Source organism: Rhodococcus sp. MH15 (assembly GCF_019266045.1).
GTDB lineage: Bacteria > Actinomycetota > Actinomycetes > Mycobacteriales > Mycobacteriaceae > Rhodococcus_F > Rhodococcus_F qingshengii.
The window spans coordinates 1-15,565 of record NZ_LPNP01000080.1 but is presented as its reverse complement, the minus strand read 5'-3'; the positions used below and the strand labels follow the sequence as shown (position 1 = coordinate 15,565).

General features: G+C 60.7%; 17 protein-coding genes. 7 read left to right on the top strand and 10 right to left on the bottom strand.

The features are described 5' to 3' along the window. The first annotated feature begins 13 nt into the window (after window positions 1-13). Complete coding sequence (locus ATN37_RS22890; RefSeq protein ID WP_217018052.1) at window positions 14-1,630, top strand: AraC family transcriptional regulator; 1,617 nt, start codon at window positions 14-16, stop codon at window positions 1,628-1,630. Here ATN37_RS22890 and ATN37_RS22885 read toward each other — a convergent pair. Continuing rightward, entirely contained in the window at window positions 1,618-1,995 is a 378-nt protein-coding gene (locus ATN37_RS22885; protein ID WP_217018057.1) for a glyoxalase/bleomycin resistance/extradiol dioxygenase family protein, read from the bottom strand. The two genes, ATN37_RS22890 and ATN37_RS22885, sit on opposite strands and share 13 nt — an antisense overlap. A 100-nt stretch (window positions 1,996-2,095) precedes the next feature. Here ATN37_RS22885 and ATN37_RS22880 point away from each other — a divergent pair, with 100 nt between their 5' ends. The 3 genes from ATN37_RS22880 to ATN37_RS22870 all read left to right on the top strand — a co-directional run bounded on the left by ATN37_RS22880 (window position 2,096) and on the right by ATN37_RS22870 (window position 3,706). Continuing rightward, complete coding sequence (locus ATN37_RS22880) at window positions 2,096-2,821, top strand: TetR/AcrR family transcriptional regulator (RefSeq protein ID WP_007735703.1); 726 nt, start codon at window positions 2,096-2,098, stop codon at window positions 2,819-2,821. Beyond that, window positions 2,818-3,255, top strand: a complete 438-nt coding sequence (locus ATN37_RS22875) for a hypothetical protein (RefSeq protein WP_007735701.1) — start codon at window positions 2,818-2,820, stop codon at window positions 3,253-3,255. The genes ATN37_RS22880 and ATN37_RS22875 overlap by 4 nt, the downstream gene beginning before the upstream one ends. Before the next feature lie 88 nt (window positions 3,256-3,343). Further along, window positions 3,344-3,706 (top strand): hypothetical protein, encoded by a 363-nt coding sequence (locus tag ATN37_RS22870; protein WP_225320185.1) that lies wholly within the window; start codon window positions 3,344-3,346, stop codon window positions 3,704-3,706. Between the two features lie 7 nt (window positions 3,707-3,713). Here the strand turns inward: ATN37_RS22870 and ATN37_RS22865 are convergent, their stop codons facing one another. The 3 genes from ATN37_RS22865 to ATN37_RS22855 are packed head-to-tail and all read right to left on the bottom strand — an operon-like array spanning window position 3,714 to window position 7,215. Continuing rightward, window positions 3,714-5,351: an AMP-binding protein gene (locus ATN37_RS22865; RefSeq protein WP_217018932.1), complete on the bottom strand. Its 1,638-nt coding sequence runs from the start codon at window positions 5,349-5,351 to the stop codon at window positions 3,714-3,716. A 14-nt stretch (window positions 5,352-5,365) separates the two neighbouring features. Next, on the bottom strand, window positions 5,366-5,830 hold the full coding sequence (locus tag ATN37_RS22860; RefSeq protein ID WP_003943225.1) for a MaoC/PaaZ C-terminal domain-containing protein: 465 nt from the start codon (window positions 5,828-5,830) through the stop codon (window positions 5,366-5,368). Window positions 5,831-5,844: 14 nt separating this feature from the next. Continuing rightward, entirely contained in the window at window positions 5,845-7,215 is a 1,371-nt protein-coding gene (locus tag ATN37_RS22855; RefSeq protein ID WP_054831393.1) for an MFS transporter, read from the bottom strand. Window positions 7,216-7,434: 219 nt separating this feature from the next. Between ATN37_RS22855 and ATN37_RS22850 the strand changes: the two genes are divergently transcribed. Further along, complete coding sequence (locus ATN37_RS22850; RefSeq protein WP_225320187.1) at window positions 7,435-8,133, top strand: TetR/AcrR family transcriptional regulator; 699 nt, start codon at window positions 7,435-7,437, stop codon at window positions 8,131-8,133. A gap of 38 nt (window positions 8,134-8,171) precedes the next feature. After that, the gene (locus ATN37_RS22845) at window positions 8,172-9,023 is read left to right on the top strand and encodes a PHP domain-containing protein (protein WP_073512494.1); all 852 of its coding nucleotides are present in this window, start codon (window positions 8,172-8,174) and stop codon (window positions 9,021-9,023) included. 298 nt (window positions 9,024-9,321) lie between these two features. Here ATN37_RS22845 and ATN37_RS22840 read toward each other — a convergent pair whose 3' ends face one another. Continuing rightward, window positions 9,322-9,849 (bottom strand): CinA family protein, encoded by a 528-nt coding sequence (locus tag ATN37_RS22840; protein ID WP_007735692.1) that lies wholly within the window; start codon window positions 9,847-9,849, stop codon window positions 9,322-9,324. 77 nt (window positions 9,850-9,926) lie between these two features. After that, window positions 9,927-11,075, bottom strand: coding sequence for a glutamate--cysteine ligase (locus ATN37_RS22835; protein WP_217018059.1), 1,149 nt, complete (start codon window positions 11,073-11,075; stop codon window positions 9,927-9,929). 160 nt (window positions 11,076-11,235) lie between these two features. Here ATN37_RS22835 and ATN37_RS22830 point away from each other — a divergent pair, with 160 nt between their 5' ends. Then, complete coding sequence (locus ATN37_RS22830) at window positions 11,236-11,541, top strand: hypothetical protein (protein WP_007735689.1); 306 nt, start codon at window positions 11,236-11,238, stop codon at window positions 11,539-11,541. 57 nt (window positions 11,542-11,598) lie between these two features. Here ATN37_RS22830 and ATN37_RS22825 read toward each other — a convergent pair whose 3' ends face one another. The 4 genes from ATN37_RS22825 to ATN37_RS22810 all read right to left on the bottom strand — a co-directional run bounded on the left by ATN37_RS22825 (window position 11,599) and on the right by ATN37_RS22810 (window position 15,269). Beyond that, entirely contained in the window at window positions 11,599-11,868 is a 270-nt protein-coding gene (locus ATN37_RS22825; RefSeq protein WP_003943161.1) for a Rho termination factor N-terminal domain-containing protein, read from the bottom strand. Between the two features lie 87 nt (window positions 11,869-11,955). Next, a complete protein-coding gene (locus ATN37_RS22820) occupies window positions 11,956-14,124 on the bottom strand; it encodes a catalase (RefSeq protein WP_003943216.1) in 2,169 nt (722 codons plus the stop codon). Window positions 14,125-14,266: 142 nt separating this feature from the next. Further along, window positions 14,267-14,503 (bottom strand): CsbD family protein, encoded by a 237-nt coding sequence (locus tag ATN37_RS22815; protein ID WP_003943084.1) that lies wholly within the window; start codon window positions 14,501-14,503, stop codon window positions 14,267-14,269. A gap of 301 nt (window positions 14,504-14,804) precedes the next feature. Beyond that, entirely contained in the window at window positions 14,805-15,269 is a 465-nt protein-coding gene (locus tag ATN37_RS22810) for a hypothetical protein (RefSeq protein ID WP_225320190.1), read from the bottom strand. Window positions 15,270-15,565: the final 296 nt, after the last annotated feature.

The window sequence follows — 15,565 nt, the reverse complement described above, 5'->3', positions numbered from 1 at the left end:
CAGGAGCGCCAACGTGTTACCACTATCGGGAAGGTCGGACGCAATCGACTTGGGGCCGATCCGCGCCTGCCGCACCGAGCCAAGCATCGGCCGCTCACCCCTGTTGTTCTGGGTTCTCGCAGGCAGTGGACGCGTCAGGACCGGATCGACCGTCTACGAGGTGCCGGCAGGCGAGTTGTTGTGGATCCCGGCGGGCGTGCGATATTCGATGGAGACGGACTCGGATTCCGTCGCGTTTCCCATCCTGCTTCCGCCCTCGAACGGCGTCAGCGCCGGGCCGGCTACCGTGACGCGTCTGCGCGTTCCGCCCGGATGGGAAGACAGACTGATCCACGAGTTCGTTCACAACCTGGGCTATCTGCGCGGCGACGCTGCACACCCGTCGTCCTTGTTCGAAATGATTACCCGGGCCGACGACGGGGCCACCTCGCTGCCGCAATTGCCGCAATCACGGGAAGCGTTCGAGATCGCGCACGCCCTGTTGCGAACACCTGGCACCGACGACACCGAGGCACAATTCGCGAAGCGTGCCGGGATCAGCATTCGAACGCTCCAGCGGTACTTCGTGGAAGAAACCGGCCTCACCTTCACGCGCTGGCGGCTACGAGCTCGGATCGCCGCGTCGTTGGAGTACCTGAAGCAGGACCGCGAGATCGGTTGGATTGCAAACGAAGTCGGCTTCGAAACGGGCAGCGGATTCACGCGTGCGTTCCGGTCCCAGATGGGAGAGAGCCCGAGCGACTATCGCCGCCGGGCCCTCTCCGGTCCAACCGATCGCAGCGTGGACACCGACAACGATCAAGCATTGGTCCGCATGCTCGCAGAGCCCAGGCAGCCCGGGGAAACAGCGCCGCCGATACCGGCCAATGCGACGTGGCCGCGCGTCAACGGCGCCCACGTCGCCGTGTGGGTCTACCGAGGCCAAGCCCGGGTGGACGTCGCGGACCGCAGCTGGGAACTGCGCACCGGAGAGGCCATGATTCTTCCTGCAGGCGTCCTCAATACCGTCACGGTTCCGACTGGTTCACTGCTTCTGCCGCTCGGCTTCCGTTCCTCGAACGGGTCGACCGTATCTGCCGACGCCCTCGAGACCGTGCAGTTCTCCCCCGCTGACGAGTTGGCATTGCTGCACACTTTCGTCGCCGCATACACGCCCTTGCGCCCGCGCTGCCACGACAGCGCCACGGCATTCGACATCATCGCCACCGGCCCTCTTGCACAACCGGTTTCGAACACCTCGCCCGCCGATTCGATTGCCACACGACTGGCAGCGACGATCGCCGCCCGCCCGGCCGACCCTCGCACTCTGGACGAGTGGGCGCAAGAGTTCGGTACCGACGCGGCCAGGCTGCGCCGGGAGTTCCGTATCGAAACCGGCACCACGTATCCGCAGTGGCGATCGCTTTCACGGATGACCCAGGCACGCACCCAACTCCAACTCGGGGTTGCACCCGGCACGGTGTCGAGGAACCTGGGTTACGCGCACCTGCCCGCATTCAGCCGAGCGTTTCGCACTGCGCACGGGATCTCACCGCAGCGCTTCCAAGCCCAGTCCGTCGAACGCGCCCTCTGGTTACGTTCTGTGCCGCGCGCCGCGGAGCCGAGCGCTCGGGTTCTTCACACCCACTGAACGAGTTGCCACACGATTCCGTTGGCGTCGACGAACTGGCAGTAACGCTCACCCCACGGTTCCGTCTGCGGTTCGGTGACGACGGAGGCACCTTCAGCAGCGATGCGGGCGAACTCGGCGTCGACATCGTCGACCACGAATGCAATGAGCAAGCCTTGACCGGCCGGACCTGCGACGAAGTCGGGCTTGAACGTCCCGAGCCCGGTGCGCAGGAAGACCACGTTGACCCCGGCATCCGGATGATTCAGGGAAACGAAGCCGTCATCGGCCATGGCCTCGGTGAAACCGAAATGGGTTTTCGCGAAGTCTGCCGATGCGTCGGTGTCGGCGACGTTCAAGGACAGAGCAGTGCTGGTGATTTTCATCGTGGGCCTCCCATGATCGATAAACCTTATGCAGTGCATACAGTATGCACCGTATAAGGTATACCACCGTTGAGGTATTCCCGATTTCTGGAGACGACTGATGGCACGCGAACTGATCGACCTGCTCTGGCGCGATCACCCCCTCGCGCCGAAGGGTGGCACCCGCGGCCCGCGAGCGAAGGTCACCACCTCACAGGCGGTCGACGTCGCGATCTCCGTCGCGAATACCGACGGCCTCGACGCCGTGACGGTCCGCCGATTGGCCGCCGAACTCGGAATCTCGGGCATGGCGGTGTACACCCACGTCGGATCCCGCGACGATCTGCTGGTGCTCATGGTCGACGCCGTACACGGACACAGCCCACTCCTGCCGTACGGGAACATGACCTGGCGCCAACGTGTGCGTCGGGTCGCCGAGGAAGAACTTGCCCTCTATACGGAGCATTGGTGGCTCCTGGACATCTCCGATCAGCGCTCCGCGTTGGGTCCGGGAACTATCGCGAAGTACGACCACGAACTTCACGCCTTCGACGGCACGGGACTGAGCGACATCGACCGGGACTCCGCCCTGACATTTGTCGCCGACTTCGCCCGATCCTCGGCGCAAGCGCGGCGCCCTGACCCCCGAGCAGCCGACATGGCCGAGGTGTGGTCGTCCTGGAACCAGCGTCTGGCTGCTTATCTCGGCGACGACTTCCCGCTGGCGCAGCGAGTCGGAGGGGCGGCCGGCGAGGCCAAGAACTCCCCGTACAGCCCCGAGGCGGCCTGGGAGTTCGGGCTGGACCGGGTACTGGACGCCCTGGACGGCCTCATTCACATCGAATGACATTCCTGCAATTCGTGGGAGACAATGTGTCCGTGCAGCGTTTCGGTTGGTCTCGACGGTCCGACGGCGACCCTTCGGTGTTCGAACCGCGAGAGCTGTTGCACGCCTACGAGAATCGATCGACTCGAGAGGTACGAGATTCCGGCGAGCTTCTCATCGAGATTCCGCTGAGCGACGCGAGCATCGTCGAGATCACCGTTCTTGATGCCTCTGCGGGCTGGATCGACTCCCGCGTGCGAGGACTCTGCAGTTCCCTGGACAAGATCGACCGCCGGGCTCAACGCGTACTTCGAGGGGGATTCAGCATCGGCTGGATCGAACTCGAATCGGAGCGCCACGGCGTCATCGACTACTGGGAAAACGGGGTCAACAACGAATACCCCATCTCCATCGTGTGGAATGGAAACTCCTGGGAAGAAGCGGCAACCACCTAGCCTCGAAATCAGCGGAATACATCCGCGAAGACGGGGTAGACGAGTACATACCAGCGGCACATCGACTCAACTCCAGGCGTGGTGGACAATGTTTCTCAGCGACCAGTCAATTCGTCACCACACCCGCCGTTTCGGAGCAGCTCTGTCGCCTTCACACAAGTGGCCTCCGCCCACCGAAACACAGCGCATCGCACGCTGGAGTGAGCGGTCTGAGATGCTCGGCGCGCTGTCGGTACTCCTGTTCTGGGCTTTCGGCTTCGGCATCCTGCTGGGCGTCGGCGCGATCACAACAGGAATCTTCGCGCTCCGACGTCACCCGAAGAAGTCTGGCGGGCATCTGCTCTCGAATGCCCGCCAGCTGCCATGGGATGCAATAGTCGGCCTCTTCACCGGATTCATCGGTCTGGCACTGAGCGGCTGGTTCTTCGTCGTGGTCCTTCCCAACATGTAGCCCTCTGCTAGCCGAGTCCGTTCGCGGAGGTGGCCAGCGCTCGGAGTTCACGTCGGAGGATCTTGCCGGTAGTGGTGAGCGGCAAGCTGTCGATGAACGTGATCTCCCTCGGGTACTGGTAGAAAGCAAGGCGACTTTTCACGTGGGTCTGCAACTCCTGGCGGAGCTCCTCCGAGGAGTTCGACCCCTCGGACAGTACGACAAAAGCGTGAACCGCTTCGCCGCGCAACGGATCCGGAACACCGATGACACCTGCCATGGCTACCTCGTCGTGCGAGAGCAGGCACTCTTCGATCTCTCCGGGGCCGATTCGGTACCCCGCGGACGAAATGACGTCATCGGCACGTCCCTGGTACCAGAAGTTCCCGGCGTCATCAGTCCGACCCAGATCACCGGTGTGAATCCAACCGTCGTACACCTTTTCATCGGTCTTCGACGGCTGGTTCCAATATCCGAGGAACTGTCCGGGGTTGCCTGCCTTCACACAGATCTCGCCTACCTCACCAATCTCGACCGGCTCGCCGAGTGGATCGAGGAGGGTGACTTCGAAGCCGGGGAAGGCGCGGCCCATCGAACCGCTGGCGGGACTCCACTTCGACCACGACGTGCCGATGGTCAGATTCATTTCCGTCTGCCCGTAGAACTCGTTGACAGCTACGCCGAGAGTGCTCGCAACCCAGGCTTGCAGCGCGTCACCGAGTGCCTCACCACCGGTTCCCAATGCCCGCAGCTGAATACCACGCGCAGCAGTCTTGTCGACGCCGATGCTTCGCATCTGCTTGAGGGCAGTGGGAGGAATGAAGGCGCCCGTCACCTTGTGACGGCTCAGAATCTCGACCGCACGCGAAGGCGTGAATTTGTCGGGCGTCGCAACTACGGGGCACCCCAACGCAAGTGCGGGGAACAGTACGTCGAACAAACCACCGATCCAGGCCCAGTCTGCCGGCGTCCAGAAGACGTCTCCCAGCTGCGGAGCATTGTCGAACGCCGTCCGCATACCGGGCATGTGCGCCAGGAGAATTCGGTGCCCGTGGAGCGCGCCTTTCGGATTCCCGGTCGTCCCTGAGGTGTAGATGATGATGGCATGTGAATCGGGGCCCGTGGCTACCAGTTCACTACTTTCTGCGGCATCGTCGACGAGGCTGTGGAAATCGAGGATTTGCACGGGCGTCGAATCGGAGAGCCGATCGAGCCTTCCGACCACGATTACGGCTTCGAGACCCGGTATCTCACCGATTCCGTCGGCAACTCTTTCATAGCAGTCCTTCTCGACCACAAGAACTTTCGCGCCGGAGTCACGCATCCGATGTACTAACGCATCCGATCCGAACTTGACCGAAAGTGGAACGGTGACCATTCCGGATCGGAAGGCGCCCAGATGTGTCGCCAGAACCTCGATTCCCTGTGGGACCATCACACCGACGCGATCGCCTGAGACCAGGCCGAGATCCGCGAGCACGGTCGCGAACTTTCGGCTCATCGTGGCGACTTCACCGAATGTGTACCGCGCCCAGTGCCCACCGGTGTCTACGACGAGGGCCAGATCATCGGGATTCTGTACATCGACACATGCGTGCGCAATGTTGAAGTGCTCTGGCACAGCCCATTCGAAGTGTTCTGCTTCGAGGTCCTGCCACCATGACATATGCCGCCGAGAACTCACCGAGCACCCACTTCGAGGTCGAGGGAATGGGTCTCGCCTACCAGGAATGAGAATTCGCCGGAGAAGACAAGGTCTCCGTCTTGGTTGACCAGTGAGCCTTTCGACGTCACGATCGCGGTCTCACCGTCCGAGCGAGGGCGCACCGACAGCACTTCCGACACCGCATGCACCGAGTCGCCGAGGTAAGTCGGCCGGTGGAATCTGACCTGATCGAGCCCGTAGAAGCACTGCAGGTAACGGGGGTCCAACTCCACCAGACCGAGCAAGGTGGACAACATGAGGGCACCGTGGGCGATCTGGCGACCGAAGCGCGTCTGCTGCGCGTAGTCGGGGTCGAGGTGAAGAGGATGGCGGTCCCAGGTGAGGTCGGCGAAACTTCGCACATAGTCTTCGGTGACGACCCGCGGGTCCGTCACCGCAATGTCTCCGACAGAGATCTCTTCGAAACTCTTTGTGATCATTGAAGTTTCCTCTATTAGTTGACAACCGTGGAGCGTTGATCGACCGGCGGCAGATACGCCCCGTTGTCATCGATGTACATGTCGCGACTTCCTTCGTCGAGGTCGGTGTCACGGACGAAGTAGACGCTGATCAGCGAAATAACCGACAGGGCAGCGATATACACAGCGACCGCAAACGATCCGCCGGTTGCGCGAACCAACATGGCGGCAACCATCGGCGCGATTGCGCCACCCAAGAGCACCCCGATCTGAAAAGCGATGGACGCTGCGCTGTACCGCACCCGTGCGTCGAACAGTTCCGCGATGAACGTCGCCTGCGGCCCGTACGAGATGCTGAGCATGAATGCGCCGACTGCCAATGCGCCGGTGGTGATCCAGAAGTTGCCGGTATCTATCGCGGCGAATGCAACGAAGACCCACACTCCCATGCCGGTGATGCCGACCATCAGGATCCGGCGTCGGCCGAATCTTTCGGACAGTTGACCGAAGATCGGAATGAAGATGACTGCAACGAGCGCGGACACCATGACCGCTCCGAGCATGAGGTTTCCGGACAGCAGATCGAACTGATCGGCGTAGGTCAGGCTGTAGGTGTTGAGGATGTAGAAGTAAGCGCCCGTGCTGATCATCGAACCTGCGGCAAGAATGATTTGACGAGGGTAGTTCTTGAACGCGTCGACCATCGGAATCTTGACCGCAGTGTTCTGCTGCTTCACGCGAGCGAATGCGGGAGTCTCTTCCAACGCGGTGCGAATGTAAAGCCCAACGGCGACCAACGCGATACTCAGCAGGAAGGGAATTCTCCACCCCCACACCAGGAATTGGTCCCCGGTGAGCGCCTTGGTGCCGAACATGACGGCCGTCGCCAGCAGAAGGCCAGCAGGCACACCGACCTGCGGCATACTGCCGTAGAAGCCGCGGCGGTTCTTGGGTGCGTATTCCACAGCAGTCAGAACTGCACCGCCCCACTCACCCCCGACGCCGAAGCCCTGAATCAGTCTCAGCAATACGAGAAGAATCGGGGCCCACACACCGATCTGGGCGGAGGTCGGAAGGACGCCGACCAGGAACGTCGCTGCTCCCATCAAGAGAAGTGCGAGCACCAAGACCTTCTTGCGTCCGATGCGGTCGCCGAAGTGGCCCATCACAACACCGCCGAGTGGCCGCGCCAGGAAGCCGACCGCGAAGGTGGCGAAGGAAAGGATTGTCGCCAGCGCGGGGTCTGCGTCCGAAAAGAACAGCGGCGCAAAGACCAACGCGGCGGAGGCGCCGTAGATCTGAAAGTCGTACCACTCGATCGTGGTGCCGACCAGAACCGATCCGGCCACACGCCGCAGGGCAGGCCTGTCGACAGTTGCGGGAGATGGGGGATTCGCGTCGTTCATGTCATTGCTCCTTGTATGGAGTGCCCTGTTAGCTCTCGCACCGAGAGGGAGGCTCGACAAGGAGACTATGCAGTGATCCAGGGCACAGTCAAGCTTTTTTCAATCGATCGATTGATTAGTTGAGATGCAATTTGCCAGTACACAAACAGCTATCAATCGACTGATTGACAGCCGGTCGATTTCGGCGGCGATGCTAGCATGATTGGGCAACCAACCGAAATGAGGATCATGGACCTGGGGCGCGTTCAACGGGCGGCAGTCACGCTGTTCGCGACGAAAGGATTCGCCGCCACCGGCATTCGTGAGCTCGGAGCCGAAGCCGGCATCAACTCGGCAACGCTCTACCACTACGTCGGCAGCAAAGAGTCACTGTTGGCCTCGATCATTCGGTCCTGCCTCGACGAGCTGACGCAGTCGGGAGAGCGGGCAATGCGCCGAAGCGCCGATCCCGTAGTCCAGCTCGCCGGCCTGGTGTCGTCACACGTCGGCATTACCGCCGTCAACCAACTGACTGCCCGCGTCGCCGAGTACGAGATGCGCGGGTTGACCGGAGACAACCGCATCGAGTTGCAGACCCTGCGCGACGAGTACGAGCAACTTTTCGGACAGATCCTCGAACGCGGACAACGCGTGGGCGCCTTCGACATCGAAGATCTGGCATTGAGCCGACTCGCGATACTCGAGATGTGTACCGGGGTCGCGCATTGGTACCGGCCCGGTGGGCGTCTCGAGTTGGAAGATGTCCAGCGATTCTTCGTCAGCACCACGTGCAAGCTTCTGTCGGTTCCGTCCGACGAACTGCACGGTGTGGAGTTCATTCACGACGTCCGAAAGCTGGACAGCGAGCCCGAGACTCAGTCCTCCGAGATCTGGGGAACCACTGCACAGAGCGAATTCGCGCGACAGTCCGAGCTTTAACCGCCCCTCGAAACTCCCGGCTCTGGTACGAACTGAACATGCAACTACCCGCGGACAGTCATGTTCACAGCGAGTGGTCGTGGGACACCGGCGGACCGCTGTCGCACGCATCCGGACGAATGCAACAGACTTGCGCGCGTGCCGAAGCAATCGGATTGCCGGCGTTGGTGTTCACCGAGCATCTCGACTTCGATGCTCGGTGGCGCACAACCGCCGCAGATCTGATGCCCCATCAACATCACCTGCTGAGCACCGACGGCTATGTCCGCGCACCGATCCTCGACGTCGACGGCTATCTCGACAGCATCGAACGATGCCGACACCGTTTTCCTGAATTGCGGATACTCACCGGCGTCGAGTTCGGACAACCGCACCTGCACGAAGCGCAGGCGTCGCACCTCCTTGATCTCGGTGTCATCGACCGGGTATTGGGTTCCTTGCACACGCTCGAAGTCGGCGACGATCGGAGTGAACCGAACACTCTGTTTCGAAAGTGGAGTGCCGACGAAGTCATGTGGGCATACCTCGATGAGATCCCGCGTATGGTGGCTGGCTCTCGGACCTTCGAGGTGTTCGCCCATATCGACTACGCGGTGCGTGCATGGCCGATCGAAAGTGCCGGACCTTTCGATCCCCGTCGATTCGAAGAGGGATTCCGAAATGCGATGCGCGCCATCGCCGACAGCGACCGGATCCTCGAGATGAACACCCGTCGGCTGTTGCCCTGGATACCCCAATGGTGGGGCGAAGAGGGAGGTAAAGCGGTGACATTCGGCAGCGATGCACATGTGCCCGAAGCTCTGGCAGCCAATTTTCCGGAAGCGACCGCGATGCTCGCGCACTACGGATTCCGTCCGGGTCAACGTCCCGAAGAGTATTGGACCCGCTGATCCGCCTGATTCCCAGACCGATATTTCCGTGAACTCGGGTTGTCGGAGACGGATCAACCCGCAATAGTCGATGTATGGATCGGTACAAAATCACGATGCCCGACGGCTCTTCGACCGAGGAACCTTTCAATTCCGACAAGGAAGCAATCACTTGCGCAGTGGATGCGAACCGAGGAGTCAGCAAGAACCTCGTAGTCGAAAAATACACGGCCGACGGTCATCTGGTTCCAACCGCGCAGGCGCCTGCGAAACACACAGGTCGTCACAAGAAGAACCGTTCGAAGAGTTGAAAACTCGACTAGTTCACAACTCTCGAACTCGGCGTGTGGCGACCGGATGCGTGACGCAGAAGTAGTTGGATCGCGTGCTCGACAGTTGCACCGAGGACAGCTTCGGGGTCGCCCGAGAAAACCTGCTTCTCCGTTTCGGCGGTCCCATGGTCGACGACTCCGAACCACACAGTTCCGGGTCGAACGTTCTCCTGGGTATCAGGGCCGGCTTCACCGGTGACGGCCAGCGCCAGCGACGCACCCATCAGAGTGGCGGTGCTGTGCGCCATGACCCTGGCTGCCTCTTCGCAGACCACTGGCCCGTCCGGAACATGAAGTACGGAATGTTTCACCTCGCGGGTGTACGCGACGATCCCACCACAAAACCACGATCCGGCGTCCGGCGCCTTTCCCAGATGTGCGGCGATGTTCCCGGCAGTCAACGATTCCGCCGTCGCCACCGACAGACCGTGTTCCTCTACTGCCGCAGCCAATTGCCTGCACATATCGTCGAGATCCTTGTCCGACGGAAGCTCGGGTCGTGGATCGCCATTCATATGTTCCTCCTCCTGCAGTCCGATCGGTGACTTCGACAAGACATTGAAAGTTCTCGAATGCCCATTCCAACCGTGCCTTACAGCTCACTGCCCCCTTGCGAACTGCACCCTTCGAAAGTGCGTCGAGCGCACTCCTCGATCACATCAGCTACACGTGACCGACGCGTGAGTTCACGGCGCTGCACGATCGCCCCGTTTCCGTTACTGAACACCTTGTCCAAGGAGGCCGTGACCTGCTCGAATTCTCCGAATGCAGTCAACGCAGGTTCGACGTGATCCACCAATTGCCGAACCGCCTGGTGTGCAGTCAGCAAGCGCACGGATTCCACGTCCAGCGACCTCCCGTCGAGTCCGTCACGCGCCGCCCGCCAGCAAGCCGCGCGGAGTAGCTCGTGATCGACAGCAGGCGCTGCTTCACCTTTCGTGATCGCGGCGGATGCGGTACCGACGAGTGCCTGCACCAGTGTGGCCAGAGTCATCGTCTCCTCCACGGTGGCGGGCACGTCGCTGATCCGAATCTCCACGGTGGGAAGGTGATCCGACATGCGCACATCCCAATAGACCATGTGTGGATCGAGAATGACCCCTGTCTCCAGCATTGCTGCAACAGCATCTTCGTAGTGCGCCACGGACTCGAAGTAGGGCGGCGGACCCGAACTGGGCCATCGGCCGAACAGAACGTAACGCCAACTCGCATAACCGGTATCGCGACCGGCGCTGATCGGAGAGTTCGCCGTCAGTGCCAACAAGGTCGGTAACCATGGGCGCAGATGGTTGATGATCTGGACCGATCGTTCTCGATCTTCCACACCGACATGAATGTGGCAACCACACATCACACCTTCGGTGATCGCTCTGAATTGACCGGCCATTCGCTGGTATCGCGACGTTTGAGTGATCTCGTCTACCGGCGGATCGTAGAACGGCGTCCCGACTGCGATGAGTTGACAACCCACACGGGCAGCGGCGTCGGCGGTGACGGCACGCGACTCACAGAGTTGATCACGAAGATCACGAATATGGTTTCCGATCGACGTAGACGTCTCCACCTGACAGCGCGTGAGTTCGAGTTGCAGCGAGATACCGAGTTCCCGCCCGGCGGCAGCAACCTCGGAGTTGCGCAGAGTGGGATGTCCAGTCTGCGGATCGCAGAGCAAGAACTCCTCTTCGACACCGAGAGTCGGTGTACCTACCGAGAATATGTCGGGAGTCGGCTTCGCGTTCATAGGGCTTCCTCGCACCGGTTTTCATCCACATCCGATACTTCGAGCGTACGACCTTCTACCCCTTTCGGCACTACTCCGACCGTTTCATCCAGTCACCGATCGGGTAGTTGCCCTGTGAACCGACGACGAGCGAAGAATCGCAAGTCGTCATGAGCTCAGGATGGAGTGTGCCGTGACAAACGCGAGCGAAAGTTCACCGGTAGATGACGAACACACAAATCGATCGCACGTAGGGGAGGCAATCAGCGACGGTCGCAACTATCCCGGATACCTGCTGATCGGACTGGGCCTGGCAACACTCGGATTGACCTTGGTGGCAGCAGGTTACGGATTTCGTGGTTGGGCAGTCATTGCCGGCGTCGTGTGCGTGGTGTCCTTCATCGTCGGAACACTGGCCATCTTGATGGAACACCGACGGGTCAAACGACTGGAAGGTCAGGAACTCTTCGATCAAGAAGGGCACTGAACCGACCGCTCGAGTCGTATTCTGCACAAGCAGAATACGACTCGAGCAGAACACAGCTCAGTGAGTGCGGAGTTGCTCGATCAGCTCACCCTTGTTCAGCTTCGAATAGCCGTGCAGATCGAGTTCCTTGGCACGTTTCTTCAGCTCGTCGACTGTCCACTCCTCGTACGGCGAGGATTGTCCGCCGGACTTGGCGACATTCGACCGCCCTCGATTGGCGGCCGCATTGGAGATTCGGGCCGCCTTCTCCTTGGAATCGCCCTTCTCGCGTAGCTCTTCGTAGAGTTCTTGATCCTTGAGTTGAGGTTGTGAGTCCTTGCGAGCCACTGTTTCGTCCCTTCACTCGTCTTCACTCCGACGGTGTGGCCGAACTGGCAATTCGGCCACACCGCAGGTTCGAACGTACGTCGGCACTCAGGATGTAGGCGGCACCTCGAAACGCCCCCACACGCGGTGCGTCTTCAGAAGCTGAGCCAGCGAGGCGAGCGCTCCTTCCGCGTCTGCATCGACGACGACTCCCAATGCAGACTCGTCGATACCGGCCGCAGCCAGCGCACTCATGCTCTCTCCCCAACCACCAATCGCCTTGCTGTGACGATACATTTCGTTCAGCAGAGTCTCCACCCGTGGATCCAACTTGCCCTCGCCGATCCGAGAAACGTCGCCGCTCAGCAGGATTGCATCGAATTCGATCGAACGAGCTGTGAGGTAGGTTCGCTGCACCGTCACCGCGTCGTCACCGTCCCCGATGGTTCCGCCGTGCGGGCCGAGGATCAGCGGCACCATGCCGGCGTCGAAGATCTTGTCTCGAACGGCGACAACCGTTTCGAGATCGGAGTTCTCATCGACCAGTAGTGCGATGATCCTTCCGTCTACCGGCCATTCCGCACCAACCTGGGACAGTGCAGGGCTGAGCTCCGGATCACTCAACGGCTCGGTCGGTTCGGGAACCGGAAGGCCAAGCCCCCCTGCGACGATCGACACGAGACCCGCGTCGATATTTGCCAAGATGCCCAGATTCCGGGTCTTGATGTTCTCCTCGTAGCACTTACCCAATTCGAAGGTATACGCCTGCGCGACGTGCTCCTGTTCGACAGGGGAGAGACTGCGATAGAAGAGTCGAGCTTGCGAGAAGTGATCGTCGAACGATGCCGGCGCCTGCCTCACCTTTCGCCCTGAAACTTCTTCGGGCACCTCGATATAGGCCGCGCTCTCCGCCGAGGCCAAGAACGGGCACCCACCGTCCAACGAATTGGGATGGTACGGCGCAACTCCGGTATGTACACCGTCCTGATGAAAGCCGTCGCGAAGCATGTCGTTGACAGGCGCGTGAGGACGGTTGATCGGGATCTGATCGAAATTGGGGCCACCGAGTCGCGTGATCTGGGTGTCGAGGTACGAGAACAAACGTGCCTGCAGGAGACGATCGTTGGTGATGTCGACACCCGGAACCAAGTGGCCCGGATGGAATGCAACCTGCTCGGTCTCGGCGAAGAAGTTCGTCGGATTGGCGTCGAGTGTCATCGTTCCGATGACCTGAACCGGCGCGAGTTCTTCGGGCACGATCTTGGTGGGATCCAATAGATCTATGCCTTCGAACATTTCGTCTTCGGTATCAGGGAACACCTGCACGCCCAGATCCCAGGACGGATACGCACCCGCCTCGATGGCGTCGGCAAGATCGCGTCGATGGAAATCCGGATCCACACCGCCGGCGATCTGCGCTTCCTCCCACACGAGTGAATGCACTCCGGCGGCCGGCTTCCAGTGGAATTTCACCAGATTCGTCTCGCCGTCGGCATTCACGAGCCTGAACGTGTGAATACCGAAGCCCTCCATCATGCGATAGGAGCGCGGGATGCCGCGATCGGACATGTTCCACAATGTGTGCGCCGTGGCCTCGGTGTGCAGCGACACGAAATCCCAGAATGTGTCGTGCGCGCTCTGCGCCTGCGGGATCTCGCGGTCCGGGTGGGGCTTCGCGGCATGGATGATGTCCGGGAATTTGATGCCGTCCTGGATGAAGAACACCGGGATGTTGTTGCCCACCAGGTCGAAGACACCTTCGTCGGTGTAGAACTTGGTGGCGAAACCGCGTGTGTCGCGTACGGTGTCCGCCGAACCTCGTGAACCCAGCACCGTCGAGAACCGCACGAACACCGGGGTTCGAGCACCGGAAGCGAACACCGATGCTTTACAGATGTTTTCGGCCGCGCCATTCGCCAGGAACGTTCCGTGTGCGGCCGCCCCGCGGGCGTGGACGACGCGCTCCGGAATTCGCTCGTGATCGAAGTGTGTGATCTTCTCACGCAGGTGGTGGTCTTGAAGAAGAGTCGGGCCACGCTCGCCGGCAGTGAGTGAGTGGTCGGTCTCGTAGAGACGTGTACCGGTTGCGGTGGTGAGGTACTCCCCCCGCTGGCCGCGACCGTTTCCCTTCACCTTCTCCTCGGCACCCGCGACGGTGCGCACCTCCGGCTGCCGCTGGTCATCCTTGGGCGGCAACGGCTGTCGAGGCTTGACCGGCTCTTTCAGGTCCGGCGCTTTCGGGGCCGGTGCACCTGGGACGGACTGAGATGAAGGCATCGAACAGCTCCTCTTGATCGTCATGCTGGGCGCAAGAATCTTGTTACGCCTTATGTAAGTAGAGATTTCAAACTGAACGCGGAGCCACGACTCACCCCCGGCTGGGATCAATCCCAGGCCGAGGGTGACGAGTGCGTCAGGGCTATTGCTCGGACTTCTGTCGCGCTTCGTCCGCGGCCGCTTCTGCGCGAGCCTTCTCGGCTTCTGCCTCTTTCTTCGCGACTTCTCGCTGGCTTTCGGCCTTGTCCTGCTGGGCGCGGCCCTCTCGGGTCAAACTGTCGTTTCCGGAAACCGCACCCACGGCTTCCTTGGCCTTACCCTTGACGTCCTCTACGACGCCTTTGATTCCCTCGCTGGGACCGCTCTTGTCATCTGGCACGTTGACCCTCCAATACGTTTCGGATTGTTGCTCAGGGATCCCACACAGGTAGGAATCCCCCACAAAAGGCCCTACCCCGTCGAAATTCGCATAAACATCCGTGCACCGACACGCCGCAACGCGTACAAGAAGCGGCCACCGAGGGGAGTGCCGTTCACTCTCGTGTGTTATTCAGTGCTCATGAGCCAGTTACAGACCGATCCCCCGTGGGCGGAACGCTGTCCACGATTCGCGCGCTTGCGCCCAACCTGGCTCCGAGCGAGCGATGCGTCTCGAACATCTCAAATAGCAAACAGCATTCTCAGAAACTGTTTACCGGGCACAGGAATTGGCGGGACTCGTTCCAGAAGGGGAAGAGGTCAGTGGTGGTGGCCGTGGGGTGGTCGATCTCGGCGAGAGTGTAGAAATCGAGAATCGTCCGCCCGGCGGTTGCGCTGACCTCGCATGCCTGCAAGCTCAGTTTCGCCTCCGCCACGAAGCCGATACTGCGGGCGAAAGGTCCGAGGGTCCCGGCATTGACAAAACCCTCGAGGTTTTGTCCCCACTGGTTGTAGTCCGACTGCAAAGCAAAGCTGCATGTTTCACCGAACAACTCGGTGCAGGTTGTCGGCTTCCCACCGATCGTGTGAACCGTATCGGCGAGCTCGTGCGAAGTACCTTCGCGCGGTGATCCGGAAAGGAGAAGCAAGACGGCGACGGCCAAGGCAACCACCAGAAGGATGCTCGCGGCCGTTGCCAGTATCGCCTTCACAATCCCTCGATCCACGTAAGTTCATGAGGGGAACCGTTTTTGGAACACCGGTCACTGGATTTGTACCCGTGACACTCGGGGTCCAAACATCGACCAGGCTGGGAGCCGTGCATCAGGCTGGGGGGTCGCGAGAGGATCTGTGGGAAAAAGCCGAGGGAGGATCGACACTCCCTTCCACTATCAATGTGAATCGCCCTGGGTTCGGTGGAGACTTCTGGCCTTGGAAACGAGGATGGAAGCATGCCGAATGAACGGGTGTCAGGGAGGCCGACGATGCGGCGGTATTCGCCGGAGGAGAAGGCCGGTGCGGT